Consider the following 17647-nt stretch of genomic DNA (forward strand, 5'->3'; position numbering starts at 1 on the left):
TATACGCTTCAAGCTGGACTGCACAAAAGCTGAAATTTTTGATTTTAATTAAAACCATTAACTTACTTTGTGCAGATAACTTATTTTAGCTTTTAGCGTCTTCAACTTTAGGTTGGCGATATATTTTTATAATGTGATATAAATTTACAAGCGACAATAAGCCGTTGGTAAAAATAACAGGCACTGCGCCAATGGCAACACCGTATGCAGTAAATACAATACAACCAAACATGTTGTACCAACGCAGTTTTACTACATCTGTCATTGTTAACGATGCAACCAATAAAGCTGATGCAATATAACCTAAATATTCCCAACTCAATTGTTCTCTCCTAGCCTTTAGGTTAGCATTACATGTACTGCTATCTTATGGCACTTGTAAGTATTGCAAAGTTACAACAAAATAAAAAAGCTAACCTGCTTAAAAAACCTGAAAAAGTTTGCCGGAAAATACCAGCAAATTCTTAAATCATTACACGGGAAATGAAGGTAAAATAATACTCTTAGCAAAGCTAATAATATTAGTAGCAAGTTAGCGTAAATTCTTAGTGTCTTAATGCTATCGTCATTAAGATGTAATAAATAGGACAAATGTCCGAAGAGCACATTGATGTTTCAATACCATTTTTCTAGTTACCTTGTTGATCAGCTTTTAACCTTTGCCGGTAGTAGCTATCAACAATCAAAAAAAGAAGTTCTGATCCATCAAGATCAGCCTTTAAGCAAGCTTGTGCTTGTACGCAGTGGCACTGTGTCGTTTAGTTACGACGTAGGTAATGGACGACGCCTGCTGTTAGGACAATTGGATTGTAACAACACCCTTATTGGTGAAATAGAAGCGCTAAATAATAATCCGTGTATATATACGGTAACGTGCTTTAGCGATGTCACTTATAACCTTATTGAATTAAGGCATTGGCGTGCTCTACTGCTTGAAAAACCAGAACTAAGCTTATACACAGCACAAACTATTGCGGCTAAGTTTCAGGAAAACCAAAAAATCAATTTAGATAAGTTATTACTACCACTTAGCTATAACATAGCTAAAGATTGCTTACTAAGGGCCGAGAACAACAACCCTACGCTACTTAGAGCCTACCCAACTGTAAATGCTGAAGCCGAACGTTTTGCTACCACTGAGCGAGCTTACAGACGTGTTGTTACAGAACTCGTAGAAAAAGGCTTGGTACTTAGAAGTAACGATGGCTTGCAAGCAGTCGATATACCAAAACTAAGTGAATACGTAGATAGCTTTGCTCAGCTTTAAAATAAAAAAAGGCCTTAACGGCCTTTTTTTATTTATGCAAATTACTAATTACTTCTCTAGCAAAATGTCATGAATTTTCGCAAGATCAGATTTACCAGCAATAATTTCATCCGGTGTTAAACCCGATAATTCATGCGGGAACACTAACCACTCTTCAGATTCATGAATATAATAATCTGGAACAGTGTCCACTTTTGAGTTTTTTGGCTTGTAGTACGGGCATGCAATACGAATATCACGTGGCAAGTTTAAGCGCATAAGCTCTGAAAGCTTTTCTTTTAATGCAACAATACTACGACCTGAGTCAAATACATCATCAACAATTAATAATGAATCACCTGCATTTGCGTTCTCTACAATGTAATGTAAGCCGTGTACTTTAATTTCTTTCGACTGTTTACCAATACCGTAATAAGACGATGTACGTACTGCAATGTGGTCAGTCTCAATGCCTTTGTAATCGTAATATTCTTGAACAGCAATACCGATCGGTGCACCACCTCGCCAAATACCAATAATAAAATCAGGACGAAAGCCATCTTGGTATACTTGTGCCGCTACGCGGAACGAATCTTCAAGCAGCTGTTGAGCTGTGATGTAGCACTTATCTGACATAATTAGAAACCCCAGTGGTGGATATAAGATTTGAGCGCAGCTTAGAGTTAAGCAAAAATTAAACTCAAACAGGTATTGGCGACTGATTTTACCGTAAATGAAATAAAATTGCTTGCCTGTAAATTAAAAAATAGGCACCCAAGGGTGCCTATTTTTAGCGTAAAAAGCGTAATTTAGTAAATATTATGCTTTTTCTTGTAAAGTACGAGCAACTGTACGCATACCTTGAGTTGTTGCACCCGCTGCCCATTGACTTGTACTGCCCATGTTAAATGCAGCCGCTAAATCTATGTGTACCCAGCCTTTGCCATCGTTTGGCACAAAGCGCGATAAAAAGCCTGCCGCATTCGATGCACCGCCATAACCGCCACCTTTTTGTGCACGGCTATTCGCCGTATCAGCATAAGGAGATGGGCAGTTTTGTTGATGCCATTTTTCAAGAGGAAGTGGCCAAGCAGCTTCCATTTCTTGAGATGCAAAACTCTCAACTTCACGTACAAGTTCTTTATCAAGTGCAAATAATGCATTGTACTCTTGGCCAACAGCAACAAGCGCTGCGCCAGTTAGTGTTGCTGCATCAATAATAAGTGGAGCGCCAGTCTCACCTGCGGCCATTAGGCCATCTGCAAGTACTAAGCGACCTTCAGCATCCGTGTTTACAATTTCAACTGTCGTGCCATTTTTATAAGTAAGAATATCACCTAATTTGTATGCATGACCCGAAATTAAGTTCTCAGCACAACATAAAAACAGTTTAATACGTTTTTCAATACCACGGTTAATAGCCAATGCTAAACCTGCAGTTACTGTTGCAGCGCCGCCCATGTCGCACTTCATACCAAGCATACCTTCGCTTGATTTGATTGAGTAACCACCTGAGTCAAACGTAATACCTTTACCTACAAGCGCTGCACTTACTGGTGCATTTTCGTCGCCTGTTGGGTTGTAATCAAGCTCAAGCAATACTGGCGGGCGAACACTACCGCGACCAACAGCATGAATACCAATCCACTGTTGTTCTAGTAACGCATCACCTTTAATAATTTGGTAACTTACATGCTCAGGCGCTAATGATTGAATAAACTCAGCCGCTTTTTCAGCAAGGCTTTCTGGGTAAATGTCATCGGCAGTCCCGTTAACCATTTCACGTGCCCAAATTGCTGACGTTTTTAAGTGAGTAAGTTCTTTAATATCTGATTGTGCGTTATCAACAAAATCAACACCGTTTAACGATTTTGGTGTTACAAAACCTTGATAAAAAGCCCATTGGCTTTCTGTACACCAAGCATCGCCTGCTAATTCAACGTTTTTAATACCTTGGATTGCAATAGTACGACCAGCTTTTTGAACATTTTTCAATGTTTCTTGCTCAGACAAATGAACAGTTGCACCGCGCTCATTAAAAGACAATGACGCATTATCGCCCCAATGACTCGCTGCTGCTTGTTCGCTTAGTTGAACAACAAATTTTTCACTCATGTTAGAATACCCTTGCACTTAAATGTGCCACCGAGTTTACTATAGAGCGCTTAAGTTCCCAACAGCTTGAGATAAATAACATAAACCACACTGCTGTGCAGTATTTACGCTTTGGAAGTTATCATGAAGTACACGCCAACTCTGCAACCTGCCACCTTATTAAAACGCTACAAACGCTTTTTAGCTGATTTACAATTAAGTGATGGCAGTGAATTTACCGCCCACTGTGCTAATACAGGTAAAATGACGGGATGCGCAGAGCCGGGTTTTGCTGCTTTTTATTCAACAAGCGATAACGCAAAACGAAAATACCCGCATTCATTAGAGCTTACGCAAAATAACTTATCGCAGCTTATTTGTGTAAATACAGCGGTGGCCAATAAAGTAGTAGAGGAAGCAATAAACAATAATGTAATAAGCGAGCTACTCGACTACAGTCAATTGCAAAGCGAAGTAAAGTACGGCAGCGAAAACAGCAGAATCGACTTTTTACTCACAGACGAAAATAAGCCTGATTGCTACGTAGAAGTTAAATCAGTCACATTATTAAGCGAAGATGCACCACAAAGCGGGCAAGGCTACTTTCCTGATGCGCAAACACTGCGCGGACAAAAACATATTCGCGAACTAATAGAAATGATCGAACAAGGCCACCGAGCAGTATTACTGTTCGCTGTTTTGCATGAAGGAATAAATACAGTAAGTGCAGCTGCGCATATTGATAAAAAATACGCCACGCTATTAAGCCAAGCAATAATAGCCGGCGTTGAAGTATTAGCATACAAGGCCACAATTTCTGCTAATGAAGTTTTACTTCATAAAAAAATAGTATTTGCACAATAGTGTATTAAACCAAGGGATTGAACTAAGCGTAATTTACAAAATAAGCAAAGTACTCAAATTAAATAAAGTTATACAAAGTGAATTATAAAAATTAACTTGTTTTTAAAGCTTTTGCCCATATAACAAGGCAAGTTTTAGAAAGCGAATATGTGAATTAATTAAAAGTGTAAATAGACTATTAATACACTTTTTACTCAGTAAGCATGGTTGAAGCTAATTCGATTAATTAAAAATAAATTTGCCTAGGATATAAGATTCTGTTATTTATACCGCCGGCTAATGCTGAGGCATTAAATTAAGGATTTAGGAGAGAGTTATGCCAGACCAAAAGAAACATGGTTTATTGGCTCAAGCCGGTTTAGAACCATACCAAGAAAAACCAGGCGAAGAGTACATGAATGATGCACAACGTGCTCATTTTAGAGCGATTTTAGAAACTTGGCGTAATGATTTACGTAACGAAGTTGATCGTACTAAATCGCACATGCAAGACGAAGCTGCTAACTTTCCTGACCCAGTTGACCGCGCTGCACAAGAAGAAGAGTTCTCTTTAGAACTTCGTACTCGTGACCGCGAACGTAAATTAATCAAAAAAATTGAAAAAACAATTAATTTGATTAAAGAAGATGATTTTGGATTTTGTGAGTCTTGTGGCATCGAAATTGGCATACGTCGCTTAGAAGCACGTCCTACTGCCGATTTATGCGTAGACTGCAAAACACTTGCAGAAATCAAAGAAAAGCAATCTGGACGCGGCTAATTAATACTTATTAATTAGTTATGTCTCCTACAGCCGTTACTGCGCCTATGCGTAAATATCGCGGTCGTTTTGCACCGTCTCCTTCTGGGCCATTACATTTTGGCTCACTTGTAGCGGCTGTGGGTAGCTATCTAGATGCAAAAGCTAATCAAGGAAAATGGTTAGTTCGTATAGAAGACATTGACACTACGCGCGTGGTTAAAAACGCCGACTCCGATATTCTTAATACCTTACATGCCTACGCCCTTCACTGGGACGAACCTGTTGTATATCAAACGCAGCGTCTTCCTTTATACCAAGATATTACCCACTCACTTTTAAAACAAAACCTTGTTTATGGTTGCACCTGTACTCGCAAACAAATAAAAGCCATTGGCGGTATTTATCAGGGGCATTGCCAAACACTTAATCATAATACTCAATGCGGTGCGCTTCGCTTAGTTCAGCAATATCCAACGACTCAATTTAATGACTTAATTCAAGGTGATATAACGGTAAATAGCGCCCTTTCCCATGAAGATTACTTAATTAAACGCAGCGATGACTTATTTGCATATCAACTTGTTGTGGTCGTCGATGATATTGATCAAGGGATTAATCGAATTGTAAGAGGTGCTGATTTAATTGAGCCAACCGCTCGGCAAATTAGTTTATTTAAACAACTCGATAGCCCTGTACCTGAATTTGCTCATTTACCTTTAGCGGTTGCCAAGCCTGGTTTCAAATTGTCTAAACAAAATTATGCTCCCGCCATTAGCAAACAAAATCCAAAGCCTGCTTTAATTAGTGCATTTGAATTTTTAGGGTTGCCTGTTATAGCTGATTTAATCGATTTAAATATTGAACAATTAATCGCTTGGGGAATTAAAAACTTTAGCTTAAAACAGGTACCACAAGTATCCGAAATACAAATTTCTCAGCATCCACGTAGTCAGAAAGTCCAATTTACACATTTAAGTAAATAAAATAGCTAAAAACGGCTTAATTTCAACACATCAACTTAATTTTTAAACCCTGCTGGTATATGATAGCCGCCTAAATATATGCTAATTACGTCAAACAGCTTGTACTGGGCTATAACCGCCCCATTTGCTGTAACTTTTGATTGCGATGCAGAGTCAATCACACCTTCTAGGAGACAGACTATTATTTCCAAGCTTTTTCAATTTTGCCGACAAATAATCGGCCCGAATACCAGTGCCGAAAGCGCTTCTGTAAGCAGTGAACCTATTGTTGTCACTCGTGGTGAGCATGGTATTTCTCGCAAACAATTTAGCCCAAATGCAATCAAAGTATTATACCGCTTAAAAGACGGTGGCTACGATGCCTACCTTGTTGGTGGTTGTATTCGCGATATATTGTTAGGCCAACAGCCAAAAGATTTTGACGTAGTTACTAATGCCACGCCAGATCAAGTAAAAAAACTATTTAGAAATTGTCGCCTTATTGGCCGTCGCTTTCGTTTAGCACATATTGTATTTGGTCGTGAAATTATTGAAGTGGCTACTATGCGTGGCCACCACGAAGCGCAAGAAGACAAAAATCAAATAAGCCAATCAAGCGATGAAGGCCAATTACTACGTGACAACGTATTTGGCAGTATTGAAGAAGATGCAGAACGCCGCGACTTTTCAATCAATGCACTTTATTACTCAATCAAAGATTTTAGTATTCACGATTACGCCAACGGCTTAGCGGCAATTAAAGCTAAACAAATTGAGCTAATCGGCGACCCTGAAACGCGTTACCGCGAAGACCCTGTTCGTATGTTACGTGCAGTTCGCTTTGCTACTAAACTTGATATGAGCATTGCGCCTAAAAGTGAAAAGCCAATTAGCGAGCTTGCAAGTTTGCTTGATAACATTCCGCCAGCACGTTTATTTGAAGAAATTCTTAAGCTGTTTTTAAATGGCAAGGCCGAAGCTAACTTTTTAATGCTGCGTAAATACGGCTTATTCCGCTCACTGTTTCCTGAGCTTGATAAAATCTTAGATAAAAATCCAAGTGGCTTAGAACACACGCTTATTCAGCAAATGTTTCAAAATACCGACAAACGTATTAATGCCGATAAAAAAGTAACACCAGCGTTTATTTTTGCCGCACTACTTTGGTTCCCGCTGCTTGAACGTACTAAAAAGATTCAAAGCCAAGAACAACTTGCAGAATACGATGCTTTCGCACAAGCAATGAATAAAGTACTAAGCGATAACTCACAACACATTGCGGTTCCTAAACGCTTTACTTTAGGTGCTCGCGATATTTGGCATATTCAGCACCGTTTGGATAAACGTGCAGGCCAACGTGCATACAGACTAACGCAACAACCTCGCTTTAAAGCCGCCTACGACTTTTTACTCTTACGCGTAGATGCAGGCGAAACACAGCATACTGAGCTTGCCCAGTGGTGGACACAATACTTAAGCCAAGATATAAACGGCCAAAAAGAGATGGTTAAAAACTTAGGCCACCAAGGTGGTCCTAAGCCGCGAAAGCGCCGTCGACCTACTAAAAAGCCAGCTGAGTAATAACATGCACTGTGTTTATTTGGGTTTAGGTGCCAACCTAAACTCACCAAAAGAGCAGCTTGATAACGCGGTAATCGCGCTTAAAAAGCTGCCTAATTGTGAATTTATAAACGTATCGCATTACTATGCAAGTAAGCCTATGGGCCCACAAGATCAACCAGACTATATCAATGCAGTAGCGTGCATTAAAACGACCCTTGAGCCAGAGCAATTACTTGATTTAACGCAACGTATTGAACTTGAGCATGGTCGAGTAAGAAAGGCTGAGCGTTGGGGTCCACGCACACTTGATATAGATACTCTATTATTTGATGATCAAATTATAAATACGGTGCGCTTAACTGTGCCTCATTATGGTTTGAATAATCGCGAGTTTGTGGTTTATCCACTATTAGAGCTTGCACCTGAACTTATTTTACCTAGCGGCATTGCATTAAAAACCATTGCAAATAATTTACCGCTCAACGACTTACAACAATTACCTCTGTAATTAACCTAGGCTTTTGCCTGCGAGGATATTATGTCTAAAATAACCGTTTCTACTTTAAATAAAATGAAAGCAGAAAATAACAAAATTACTGCATTAACAGCCTATGACGCTAGTTTTGCAAAGTTATTTCATGATAACGGCGTTGAAGTTATTTTAGTGGGCGACTCTTTGGGCATGGTACTACAAGGCGGCGATGACACCCTTGGCGTAACCAATCAAGATATTGCATATCATACCCGCTGTGTACGCGCTGGTAGCCGCGAATTATTTGTAATTGCTGACTTACCTTTTATGACCTACTCAAGCGTAAGTGATACTTGTAAAAATGCAGCTGAGCTTATGCGCGCTGGCGCAAACATGATTAAGCTTGAAGGCGGAGAATGGCTTTACGAGAGCATTAAAACGCTTACTCAACAAGGTATTCCAGTTTGCGGGCATTTAGGCCTTACACCACAGTCAGTACATGTATTTGGTGGCTTTAAAATACAAGGTCGCGAAGAAGACAAAGCACAAAAAATGATTGATGACGCAAAAGCACTAGAAGCTGCTGGCGCACAATTATTAGTACTTGAATGTATTCCAAGTGCACTGGCAAAACGCATTACAGACGCTCTAAGTATCCCAACAATTGGTATTGGTGCGGGCAGTTTAACTGACGGCCAAATACTGGTAATGCATGACCTTGTTGGTATTTCAGCAGGTTACATTCCTAAATTTTCTAAAAACTTTTTGCTCGAAACAGGCAATATGCCTGCAGCCGTTCAAAAGTATTGTACAGACGTTAAAAATGGCGCGTTTCCAAGCGCTGAACACGAGTTTAAATAATGCAGTCAATTACTGAAATCAGATCGTTACGTAGTCAAATTAAAGCATGGCGCCAAGCGGGTCTTAGCGTGGCACTTGTGCCAACGATGGGCAACTTGCACCGTGGGCATTTTTCGCTAGTAGAAAAAGCAAAAAACTTAGCCGATAAAGTCGTTGTGAGTATTTTTGTTAACCCAATGCAATTTGGTGCTAACGAAGATTTAGATAACTATCCTCGTACACTAAACGAAGATAAACAAGGCCTTGCAGAACTAGGCACTGATATTGTATTTACCCCAAGTGTAGAGACAATTTATCCAAATGGACTTGGCGCACAGAGCTTTGTAGATGTGCCTGATATTTCATTAGGTTACTGTGGTGGCTCACGCCCTGGTCACTTTAGAGGTGTTGCCACGGTAGTTACAAAATTATTTAATCTTGTACAACCCGATTACGCCTGCTTTGGTGAAAAGGATTTTCAGCAACTGCAAGTAATTAAAACCATGGCACGCGACCTATCAATTCCGGTTGAAGTTATTGGTGTACCTACAATGCGAGAAGTTTCTGGCCTTGCTATGAGCTCACGTAATGGTTACTTATCTGATGAGCAAAAAGCGACTGCAACCGTACTATTTAAAGCACTTAATACATGCGCTGAGCAACTTAAAAGCGGCGAAAAAGACTTCGTAAAACTTGAAAGCTTAGCTAAACAGAGCTTAGAGCAAGCTGGCCTAAAGCCAGACTATTTTGAGATTGCTCAACGAGATACATTAAAAACTGCTACAATCGAAGATACTCAATTTGTTATTTTAGCCGCAGCCTATTTTGGTGGTGTTAGATTGATCGACAATATTCAAGTCGAAATTTAATATTATTGCGACTCCATTTTAAGGATAAGAAGCATGCACACTTTAATAAAAACAAGCGTAGTCGCCCTTACTTTTGCACTATTAGTAGGCTGCCAAAACCAAGTTGAAAACCCTGAAATGAATCAGTGTGCTCAACAAAATTACCAATGCGAAAGTACATGCGAACAGCAAACAACTGCTGAGGGCTTAAAGCAACAAGTATGCTCTGGAAAATGTGTTGAGAGCTATAATCAATGTAAAGCACAAGCCGAAAAATTAGGTAATATTTAATTCCTTAAAGTTTTTAGTTTTAGGCACAAAAAAACCGCTCAGTGAGCGGTTTTTTATTGCCTATGGTTTATCATACCAATTTTATTAAAAACATGACCATTCTAGCGTATTAAATAACTCACTAACTACGTTAAAAATTATTTATATAGAACAACTATGTATCATAATTTTAGCCTTGTTATTGCGCTATTTTCTTATCGCTATAATAACTCACTAATTTAATGCAATTGGTATTAGTTCAAACCAAGCTTTTTAAGTTCTGTTTTTACTAGCTTTGCAGAAAGTGGTACATAACCATCTTTTTCTACAATTTGCTGACCATCTTTTGAAAGTACCATTCTTAAAAATTGTTCTTCCATAGGTGATAGCGGCTTATTCGGGTGTTTATTCACATAAACATATAAAAAGCGCGATAGCGGATATTTACCTTGCGCAACGTTATCAAGTGTTGCATCAACAAAGTTATCGCCTTTTTTAGCAAGCGGTACTGTACGTACGCCCGATGTTTTATAGCCAATACCAGAGTAACCAATTGCATTTAATGAAGATGAAATTGACTGTACTACTGATGCAGAACCCGGTTGCTCATTTACGTTATTACGGAAATCACCTTTACACAGTGCTTTCTTTTTAAAGTAGCCATAAGTACCTGACACTGAGTTACGTCCGTAAAGTTGCACATCTTTAGCTGCCCAATCACCTGTTAGACCAACATCGCTCCAACGGTTAACTTGCTCTGGGGCGCCACATTTACGAGTAGATGAAAAGATAGCATCTACTTGGTCAATACGAAGACCTTCAATTGGGTTATCTTTATGTACAAATACAGCAAGTGCATCAATAGCTACGCGAACTTCTGTTGGCTTGTAACCGTAACGTTTTTCGAACGCTTCGATTTCTTTAGATTTCATTTTACGGCTCATTGGTCCTAGGTTAGCTGTACCTTCGGTAAGTGCCGGTGGTGCAGTAGAAGAACCTGCCGCTTGAATTTGAATATTTACATTTGGGTAAATACGTTTGTACTCTTCAGCCCAGAACGTCATCATGTTGGCTAAAGTGTCAGAACCTACTGATGAGAAGTTACCTGAAACACCACTAATTTTTTGATACTCAGGAATATCTTGGTCTAAAGCCACTGCTTGTGCAGATACGAAAGTTGTAACAGCCACACCCATTGCGGCAACTAAGTTTTTAAATTTCATGTAGGGTTCTCCGGTTTGTTCGTCCCATTTTCTAACTGCTGCCCACTCTAAAGTGAGTACATGACAGTTACATTACTCTTAAATGACACTTTTATGACTTTGCTTTTCAGCCTAATTACTTAGCTAGCGAAACTATCTTATCTATTGAAAATTCGAAAGAAAAACACGAACCTTTGTTAACTTCACTGCTAATATTTAATTTACTATCGTGGCGCGTTAGTACATGTTTTGTAATCGCAAGCCCTAAACCTGAGCCACCTGTTGTTCTGCTGCGGGCTTTATCAACACGATAAAAACGCTCAGTTAAACGGTTAATATGCTCTGGCGCAATACCATCACCATTATCGGTAACACTAAAACGCGCTTTATTGTTTTTGCGCTGCCAACACACTTCCACTTTGCCACCGGGTTTAGTGTAATGAATGGCGTTAAATACTAAATTAGAAAACGCACTACGCAGTTCATCCTCAGAGCCTTTAATATCAAGGGTTTTATCGATATTAAAAATAAGCTCATGGCCTTTGTCTTGATTAATTGAGTTTGCCTCAGTGTGAATATAACCAAGTAATTGCGGTACGTTTATGGCTTTATCGTTATCTTGGCGCCGTGCACCTTCAATACGCGAAAGCGATAGTAATTGGCTGACTAAGCTATCCATGCGCTTGCATTGTTCAAGCATAGTATTTTGCGCTTTGTTCCACATTGCTGGCGGCGGCATCATGTCGCCATCCATCATCTCAAGATACCCAGTAACCACTGTAAGCGGTGTACGTAGTTCGTGTGACACATTGGCTACAAAGTCTTTACGCATCTGTTCTAGCTGTTTTAAGCGCGTTACATCACGCACAACAACCATAAGTTGCGTGCTTGCATAAGGCATAACCCTAAATTCTAGTACTTGCTCAATGCTATGACCGTTATCCAGCTCAAGCGCGTCGTCAAATTCACCTTTGTGCATGTATTTAGCAAACTTAGGTTCGCGAATTAAATTATCAAGACGCTGACCATGATCGGTTGGCCACTGCAAACCAAGCACTTTAAGCGCTAATTGATTACACCACACAATACTTAAATCGTTTTGTAATACCACTACCGCATCAGGTACTGCTTCAGCTCCATCGCGAAAGCGACGAATTAAATCAGCAAGCTCATTACGTTTTTTACGATTACGGTGCTGTAGATGATAAATACCTTCAAACACTTGCTCCCATGCACCCTCGCCCTCAGGTGGATTAAAGCTACGTTGATTAAGTAGCCAATCGCTCAAACGATAAAGTTGATGGTAGTGCCAAATAAGGAGGGAAAAAGATCCTAAAAATAAAAGCAAAAATGGCGCGCCAACCAGCACACCAATTAATAGTAAGGGTAAAAAATAGATAAACAGGCGCTTTACTAACGCCTGCTTATTAACAACTCGATACATACACTCACTTTACCTTAGAGTAGTAATACATGCGTATTTCATACATTAGCTAAGCTTTAAGCTGATCACAGCTTACTTGAAAAACGATATCCAGCACCACGTACAGTTTGCACCAAACGGTCATGTCCAAGTGGGCCAATTGCTTTACGCAGACGACGAATGTGCACATCAACCGTGCGATCTTCTACGTAAACATTAGTTCCCCATACATGATCAAGCAGCTGTTCACGGCTATAAACACGCTCTGGGTGAGTCATAAAAAAGTGCAGTAATCTAAATTCGGTTGGCCCCATATCAAGCTCGTTACCTTCTGAGGTAACACGATGCGAAATAGGGTCTAAACGCAGGCCATGTACTTCAATAGCTTCTTCTAATGAGGTTGGCGATACACGGCGAATAACCGCTTTAATACGCGCCATAAGCTCTTTAGGAGAAAACGGCTTAGTTACGTAATCGTCAGCACCTACTTCAAGACCGCGTACTTTGTCTTCTTCTTCGCCACGGGCTGTAAGCATAATAATTGGGATTTGGCGGGTGTGTTCGTTTTGCTTAAACTTTTTAGCAATTTGAATACCGCTTCCACCTGGTAACATCCAATCAAGTAAAACCATATCTGGGTAAGGTTCAACCATAGCTGCAATAGCAGAGTCGTAATCTTCTGCTTCAATTGCTTGAAATCCATTTTGCTCTAAAACAAAAACCAACATCTCCCTGATAGGAGCTTCGTCATCTACGACTAGTACTTTACGTGACATTCCAATTTATCTCTTACGCTATCGAATTAGTTTTCATTATTATGACTAAGTATGACATTTTTATGAAAGTGTAACGTGTAAATTAAAATGGTGGTAAAAAAAACACAAATTAGTGACAAAAAACCTCATTAACGTCATATTTTTAAAACCTTTTTAATATTTAACGTAATAAAAAGAGATTTACGATAAATTTATAAAATAGCTAATTTTTGAAATTATCTGCTTTTTGTCGCTAGTTGAATCATTAAATAATACAAAATTAACTGGGATCATTGTTTTACTAACCAAGACTTTTTTACAGATCGATCGCTTAAAAGTAACTTTAAAGCTATTTTAAAATTAACAAACCCGCCTGTGTAACAATCAATACGTTTAAAAATAGATCTAAATTTTACTAAGCCCCAAATAAAGGATCAGATTTTTACCAAGCCGATCCACTCTCAGATCAGAGTTGTACCTAGTCAAAGCCATAAGTTGTTGATTGTTTATACAAATAAATAACGATCAAATTATCTCAGAGCCTAAAATAGCGAAAAAGTGTATTTGGCTTAGTAAAGTAATGATCCGAAAAGGCTGTGTTAGTAAATGCGTGATCCCAAAGTACGGAGTTGATAGTACAGCGATCTGATCAATAGAAGCCGTAACCTGCAATATAAAAAGGGCTGACATTAAAAAAGCCAGCAACAAAGTTACTGGCTTAATAATGATCAATTATAAATTGATCTATTATCTAATTTTAGGGTCTAGCTCGCCGCTTAAGTATTTAAGGTGCATTTCATCAAGTGAAATTGGCTTAATTTTACTAGCCTGACCAGAAGTACCAAACGAGTTATAGCGTGCAACACAAATCTCTGTCATTGCTTTAGTTGCTTCAGCTAAGTATTTACGTGGATCGAAGTTAGATGGGTTAAGCGCCATATGACGGCGAATTGCACCGGTAGATGCTAAACGTAAATCGGTATCAATATTTACCTTACGAACACCAAACTTAATGCCTTCAACAATCTGTTCAACTGGCACACCATAAGTTTCTGGAATCTCGCCACCATACTGATTAATAATTTCTAACCATTCTTGAGGAACTGAAGATGAACCATGCATCACTAAATGCGTGTTAGGAATACGTGCATGAATCGCTTTAATGCGATCAATCGCTAAAATGTCATCTGTTGGTGGGCGAGTAAATTTATAAGCTCCATGCGAAGTACCACAGGCAATTGCAAGTGCATCAACATGTGTTTTATTTACAAAGTCAGCCGCTTCTTCAGGGTCTGTTAGCATTTGCTCAGTGGTTAGTAACCCTTCTGCGCCAACACCGTCTTCTTCGCCAGCTTCACCTGTTTCCAGTGAACCAAGTACACCTAGCTCGCCTTCAACAGATACGCCACAAGCATGAGCCATAGCAACAGTTTCGCGCGTTACTTCTACATTGTATTCGTAGCTTGAAGGAGTTTTACCGTCGCTCATTAACGAGCCATCCATCATTACTGATGAAAAACCAAGCTGAATTGAACGCTGACATACACCTGGCGATGTGCCGTGATCTTGGTGCATAACAACGGGGATATGTGGCCATTCTTCAACGGCTGCTAAAATCATATGACGAATAAATGGAGCACCAGCATAAGCACGTGCGCCAGCTGATCCCTGAACGATTACTGGGCTGTTTGTTTTGTCAGCCGCTTCCATTATTGCGCGCATTTGCTCTTGATTGTTAACGTTAAAAGCAGGTACGCCGTAACCATGCTCTGCTGCATGATCTAAAAGTTGTCGCATACTGATTAAAGCCATTGGGTATTCTCCAATTTATCGACAGTAGTTCCCTACCATCTAGTTTGAACGGATGTGTTAGTTTGGCGTTATAACAACGCCACGAAAAACCACTGCTTTGCAGTAATATTCCGTCTAAATTAACTATTAAATTAGGGTGAGAGGTATTTAATAATTAATTGTCGGTGAGGGCTATTACCCCCTCACCTTACGCTACTAAAATTACTTAGCGCGCGACTCTAGCATTTCAACTGCTGGAAGTTTTTTGCCTTCTAAAAACTCTAAGAACGCACCACCACCAGTAGAAATATAAGAAACTTTATCGGCAATGCCGTATTTATCAATTGCGGCTAAGGTATCACCACCACCAGCAATTGAAAACGCATTTGAGTTAGCAATTGCTTGTGCAATAGCACGTGTGCCATTACCAAATTGGTCAAACTCGAACACGCCAACAGGGCCATTCCATACAACAGTGCCCGCATTTGCAATAATTTTTGCAAGCTTGCTCGCTGTATCAGGACCAATATCAAAAATCATATCGTCGCTTGTTACTTCGCTTACATCTTTAAGCGTAGCTACAGCAGATTCAGAAAACTCATTACCAACAACTACGTCAGTCGGTACCGGAATTTCACCATTATTAGCAATCGCTGCTGCACATAAGCGGTTAGCTTCATCCATTAAATCTGGTTCGTAAAGCGATTTACCAACTGGGCTACCTGATGCAGCAATAAAGGTATTTGCAATACCGCCACCGGTAACTAATTGGTCAACAATTTTAGAAAGTGAATCTAAAACGGTTAGCTTAGTAGATACTTTAGAACCACCAACAATCGCCACTAATGGACGAGCTGGGTTATCAAGTGCTTTGCCTAACGCTTCTAGTTCAGCTGATAACAATGGACCTGCACATGCCACATCGGCAAATAAGCCAACGCCATGGGTAGATGCTTGTGCACGGTGAGCCGTACCAAATGCATCCATTACATATACATCACACAGTGCTGCAAGTTGCTTAGATAACGCTTCGTCGTTTTTCTTCTCGCCTTTGTTAAAGCGCACATTTTCAAAAACAACCACTTCGTTATCAGCAATATCAACACCGTTTAGATAATCTTTTTCTAAACGTACAGTTTGCTCAAGGGCATCGTTTAAGTAATCAGCGACAGGTGCTAGCGAAAACGCTTCATCATATTCCCCTTCCGTAGGACGGCCAAGGTGTGACATAACCATTACTTTAGCACCCATCTCAAGCGCTAATTTAATAGTAGGTAGTGCTGCACGAATACGCGCATCTGACGTCACTTTACCTGCTTTAACTGGTACATTTAAATCTTCACGAATTAATACGCGTTTGCCGTTTAAATCTAAATCTGCCATTTTTATGACCGACATGAACATCTCCTTAGTTAACGATACTGAACCTGAAAAATACGTTTAAAATTATTATATTAATAAATTACTTATTCACTGCCATCATAGCACGCGCTGTGTCGAGCATACGATTAGCAAAACCCCATTCGTTATCACACCATACTAATAACTTTATCAGTCGTTTGTGACTAACACGTGTTTGTGTGCCATCAATAATACAAGAATGTGGGTCGTGATTAAAATCAACCGACACAAGCGGCTCTTCGGTATAACTTAAAATACCTTCTAAGCGGTCTTTTGCTTGTGCTTTAAGTGCGTTATTTACTGCGTTTAAATCTACATCGGTATTAACCGTTACACTTAAATCCATTGCCGTGACATTTATAGTCGGTACACGTACGGCTATGGCTTCAAAACGGCCTTTAAATTTAGGTAAAATACGGTCTATACCACGGGCGAGCTTTGTATCAACTGGAATAATTGATTGGCTTGCAGCGCGAGTACGGCGTAAATCATGATGATAACCATCAATCACTTGTTGATCGTTCATCGACGCATGAATAGTTGTAATAGCGCCCGACTCAATACCAAATGCATCATCTAATACTTTAATAACCGGCACAACACAGTTAGTTGTACACGAGCCGTTAGAAACAATTGTGTGCTCGCTTTTAAGCTCATCGTCGTTAATGCCATACACAATCGTAGCATCAACATCGTTATCAGCCGGATGCGAAAACAACACCTTTTTAGCGCCTGCAGTAATATGTAACTGCGCATGTTCACGCGAGTGATAAACACCTGTACATTCAAGTACAACGTCTACATCGAGCGTTTGCCAAGGTAATTCAATTGGGTTTTCTTCACAAAAAAGTGCAATGGTATCGCCTGCAACACTAATGGTGTCTTCACCAAGTTTTACAGGAAAAGAAAAACGACCGTGGGATGTGTCGTATTTTAATAAATGAGCAATAGCTTCAGGATCAGCAAGTTCGTTAATCGCAACAATTTTTATATCGTCGCTCAAACCAGACTCGTATAACGCGCGGACAATATTTCGACCAATACGACCAAAACCATTAATTGCAAGTTTGATTGCCATGAAATATAAAATCCACTCTTTTAGCGTGCAGATAAAGGCAATACGCCTTTTAGATGGCTGTATTGTAATCGACCTTGAGCATTATTATAAGAGGGT

At 39.7% G+C, this 17647-nt stretch carries 18 protein-coding genes; 9 read left to right on the top strand and 9 right to left on the bottom strand.

The window, feature by feature from the left end:
• Nucleotides 1-85 precede the first annotated feature (85 nt).
• Nucleotides 86-322 carry a YgjV family protein gene (locus PARC_RS14010; RefSeq protein ID WP_002962663.1) on the bottom strand — a complete coding sequence of 79 codons (237 nt, stop codon included), beginning with the start codon at nt 320-322 and terminating at the stop codon, nt 86-88.
• A 288-nt stretch (nt 323-610) separates the two neighbouring features.
• On the opposite strand from PARC_RS14010, the gene PARC_RS14015 reads away from it, so the two are divergent.
• Entirely contained in the window at nt 611-1267 is a 657-nt protein-coding gene (locus PARC_RS14015) for a Crp/Fnr family transcriptional regulator (RefSeq protein ID WP_002962665.1), read from the top strand.
• A 48-nt stretch (nt 1268-1315) separates the two neighbouring features.
• Here PARC_RS14015 and PARC_RS14020 read toward each other — a convergent pair whose 3' ends face one another.
• Both PARC_RS14020 and pepB read right to left on the bottom strand, forming a co-directional pair.
• Nucleotides 1316-1882, bottom strand: a complete 567-nt coding sequence (locus tag PARC_RS14020; protein WP_007377478.1) for a phosphoribosyltransferase — start codon at nt 1880-1882, stop codon at nt 1316-1318.
• Between the two features lie 183 nt (nt 1883-2065).
• A complete protein-coding gene (gene pepB, locus PARC_RS14025) occupies nt 2066-3361 on the bottom strand; it encodes an aminopeptidase PepB (protein ID WP_010554590.1) in 1296 nt (431 codons plus the stop codon).
• A 123-nt stretch (nt 3362-3484) separates the two neighbouring features.
• On the opposite strand from pepB, the gene sfsA reads away from it, so the two are divergent.
• From sfsA to PARC_RS14065, 8 genes are all read left to right on the top strand, one after another.
• Nucleotides 3485-4204, top strand: a complete 720-nt coding sequence (sfsA, locus tag PARC_RS14030) for a DNA/RNA nuclease SfsA (protein ID WP_007587160.1) — start codon at nt 3485-3487, stop codon at nt 4202-4204.
• Between the two features lie 316 nt (nt 4205-4520).
• Nucleotides 4521-4964 carry an RNA polymerase-binding protein DksA gene (gene dksA, locus PARC_RS14035; protein WP_002962671.1) on the top strand — a complete coding sequence of 148 codons (444 nt, stop codon included), beginning with the start codon at nt 4521-4523 and terminating at the stop codon, nt 4962-4964.
• A gap of 20 nt (nt 4965-4984) precedes the next feature.
• On the top strand, nt 4985-5929 hold the full coding sequence (gluQRS, locus tag PARC_RS14040) for a tRNA glutamyl-Q(34) synthetase GluQRS (RefSeq protein ID WP_010554591.1): 945 nt from the start codon (nt 4985-4987) through the stop codon (nt 5927-5929).
• Between the two features lie 78 nt (nt 5930-6007).
• Nucleotides 6008-7489, top strand: coding sequence for a polynucleotide adenylyltransferase PcnB (gene pcnB, locus PARC_RS14045; protein ID WP_007587164.1), 1482 nt, complete (start codon nt 6008-6010; stop codon nt 7487-7489).
• A gap of 4 nt (nt 7490-7493) precedes the next feature.
• The gene (folK, locus tag PARC_RS14050) at nt 7494-7979 is read left to right on the top strand and encodes a 2-amino-4-hydroxy-6-hydroxymethyldihydropteridine diphosphokinase (protein WP_007587165.1); all 486 of its coding nucleotides are present in this window, start codon (nt 7494-7496) and stop codon (nt 7977-7979) included.
• 30 nt (nt 7980-8009) lie between these two features.
• Complete coding sequence (gene panB / locus PARC_RS14055) at nt 8010-8804, top strand: 3-methyl-2-oxobutanoate hydroxymethyltransferase (RefSeq protein WP_007587166.1); 795 nt, start codon at nt 8010-8012, stop codon at nt 8802-8804.
• Nucleotides 8804-9652: a pantoate--beta-alanine ligase gene (gene panC / locus PARC_RS14060; RefSeq protein ID WP_007587167.1), complete on the top strand. Its 849-nt coding sequence runs from the start codon at nt 8804-8806 to the stop codon at nt 9650-9652. The genes panB and panC overlap by 1 nt, the downstream gene beginning before the upstream one ends.
• 33 nt (nt 9653-9685) lie before the next feature.
• Complete coding sequence (locus PARC_RS14065) at nt 9686-9922, top strand: hypothetical protein (protein ID WP_007587168.1); 237 nt, start codon at nt 9686-9688, stop codon at nt 9920-9922.
• Between the two features lie 233 nt (nt 9923-10155).
• On the opposite strand, the gene PARC_RS14070 is transcribed toward PARC_RS14065, so the two are convergent.
• The 6 genes from PARC_RS14070 to epd form a co-directional block, all read right to left on the bottom strand.
• Nucleotides 10156-11124, bottom strand: coding sequence for a PstS family phosphate ABC transporter substrate-binding protein (locus PARC_RS14070; protein WP_010554592.1), 969 nt, complete (start codon nt 11122-11124; stop codon nt 10156-10158).
• Nucleotides 11125-11239: 115 nt separating this feature from the next.
• Nucleotides 11240-12547, bottom strand: coding sequence for a phosphate regulon sensor histidine kinase PhoR (gene phoR / locus PARC_RS14075; RefSeq protein WP_010554593.1), 1308 nt, complete (start codon nt 12545-12547; stop codon nt 11240-11242).
• A gap of 65 nt (nt 12548-12612) precedes the next feature.
• Complete coding sequence (phoB, locus tag PARC_RS14080; RefSeq protein WP_006791869.1) at nt 12613-13302, bottom strand: phosphate regulon transcriptional regulator PhoB; 690 nt, start codon at nt 13300-13302, stop codon at nt 12613-12615.
• 726 nt (nt 13303-14028) lie between these two features.
• The gene (fba, locus tag PARC_RS14085; protein WP_007587174.1) at nt 14029-15093 is read right to left on the bottom strand and encodes a class II fructose-bisphosphate aldolase; all 1065 of its coding nucleotides are present in this window, start codon (nt 15091-15093) and stop codon (nt 14029-14031) included.
• 201 nt (nt 15094-15294) lie between these two features.
• Nucleotides 15295-16470 (bottom strand): phosphoglycerate kinase, encoded by a 1176-nt coding sequence (locus PARC_RS14090; RefSeq protein WP_007587175.1) that lies wholly within the window; start codon nt 16468-16470, stop codon nt 15295-15297.
• A 64-nt stretch (nt 16471-16534) separates the two neighbouring features.
• On the bottom strand, nt 16535-17551 hold the full coding sequence (gene epd, locus PARC_RS14095; RefSeq protein ID WP_002961528.1) for an erythrose-4-phosphate dehydrogenase: 1017 nt from the start codon (nt 17549-17551) through the stop codon (nt 16535-16537).
• Nucleotides 17552-17647: the final 96 nt, after the last annotated feature.

The organism is Pseudoalteromonas arctica A 37-1-2 (genome assembly GCF_000238395.3).
Classification (GTDB): Bacteria; Pseudomonadota; Gammaproteobacteria; order Enterobacterales; family Alteromonadaceae; genus Pseudoalteromonas; species Pseudoalteromonas arctica.

Excerpts from the sequence above, each read along its gene's own strand:
- gluQRS (WP_010554591.1), top strand. The coding sequence starts at position 4,985 with ATGTCTCCTACAGCCGTTACTGCGCCTATGCGTAAATATCGCGGTCGT.
- PARC_RS14065 (WP_007587168.1), top strand. The coding sequence starts at position 9,686 with ATGCACACTTTAATAAAAACAAGCGTAGTCGCCCTTACTTTTGCACTA.
- PARC_RS14070 (WP_010554592.1), bottom strand. The coding sequence starts at position 11,124 with ATGAAATTTAAAAACTTAGTTGCCGCAATGGGTGTGGCTGTTACAACT.
- epd (WP_002961528.1), bottom strand. The coding sequence starts at position 17,551 with ATGGCAATCAAACTTGCAATTAATGGTTTTGGTCGTATTGGTCGAAAT.
- PARC_RS14090 (WP_007587175.1), bottom strand. The coding sequence starts at position 16,470 with ATGTCGGTCATAAAAATGGCAGATTTAGATTTAAACGGCAAACGCGTA.
- fba (WP_007587174.1), bottom strand. The coding sequence starts at position 15,093 with ATGGCTTTAATCAGTATGCGACAACTTTTAGATCATGCAGCAGAGCAT.
- folK (WP_007587165.1), top strand. The coding sequence starts at position 7,494 with ATGCACTGTGTTTATTTGGGTTTAGGTGCCAACCTAAACTCACCAAAA.
- phoB (WP_006791869.1), bottom strand. The coding sequence starts at position 13,302 with ATGTCACGTAAAGTACTAGTCGTAGATGACGAAGCTCCTATCAGGGAG.
- phoR (WP_010554593.1), bottom strand. The coding sequence starts at position 12,547 with ATGTATCGAGTTGTTAATAAGCAGGCGTTAGTAAAGCGCCTGTTTATC.
- dksA (WP_002962671.1), top strand. The coding sequence starts at position 4,521 with ATGCCAGACCAAAAGAAACATGGTTTATTGGCTCAAGCCGGTTTAGAA.
- sfsA (WP_007587160.1), top strand. The coding sequence starts at position 3,485 with ATGAAGTACACGCCAACTCTGCAACCTGCCACCTTATTAAAACGCTAC.
- panB (WP_007587166.1), top strand. The coding sequence starts at position 8,010 with ATGTCTAAAATAACCGTTTCTACTTTAAATAAAATGAAAGCAGAAAAT.
- pepB (WP_010554590.1), bottom strand. The coding sequence starts at position 3,361 with ATGAGTGAAAAATTTGTTGTTCAACTAAGCGAACAAGCAGCAGCGAGT.
- pcnB (WP_007587164.1), top strand. The coding sequence starts at position 6,008 with ATGCTAATTACGTCAAACAGCTTGTACTGGGCTATAACCGCCCCATTT.
- PARC_RS14015 (WP_002962665.1), top strand. The coding sequence starts at position 611 with ATGTTTCAATACCATTTTTCTAGTTACCTTGTTGATCAGCTTTTAACC.
- PARC_RS14020 (WP_007377478.1), bottom strand. The coding sequence starts at position 1,882 with ATGTCAGATAAGTGCTACATCACAGCTCAACAGCTGCTTGAAGATTCG.
- panC (WP_007587167.1), top strand. The coding sequence starts at position 8,804 with ATGCAGTCAATTACTGAAATCAGATCGTTACGTAGTCAAATTAAAGCA.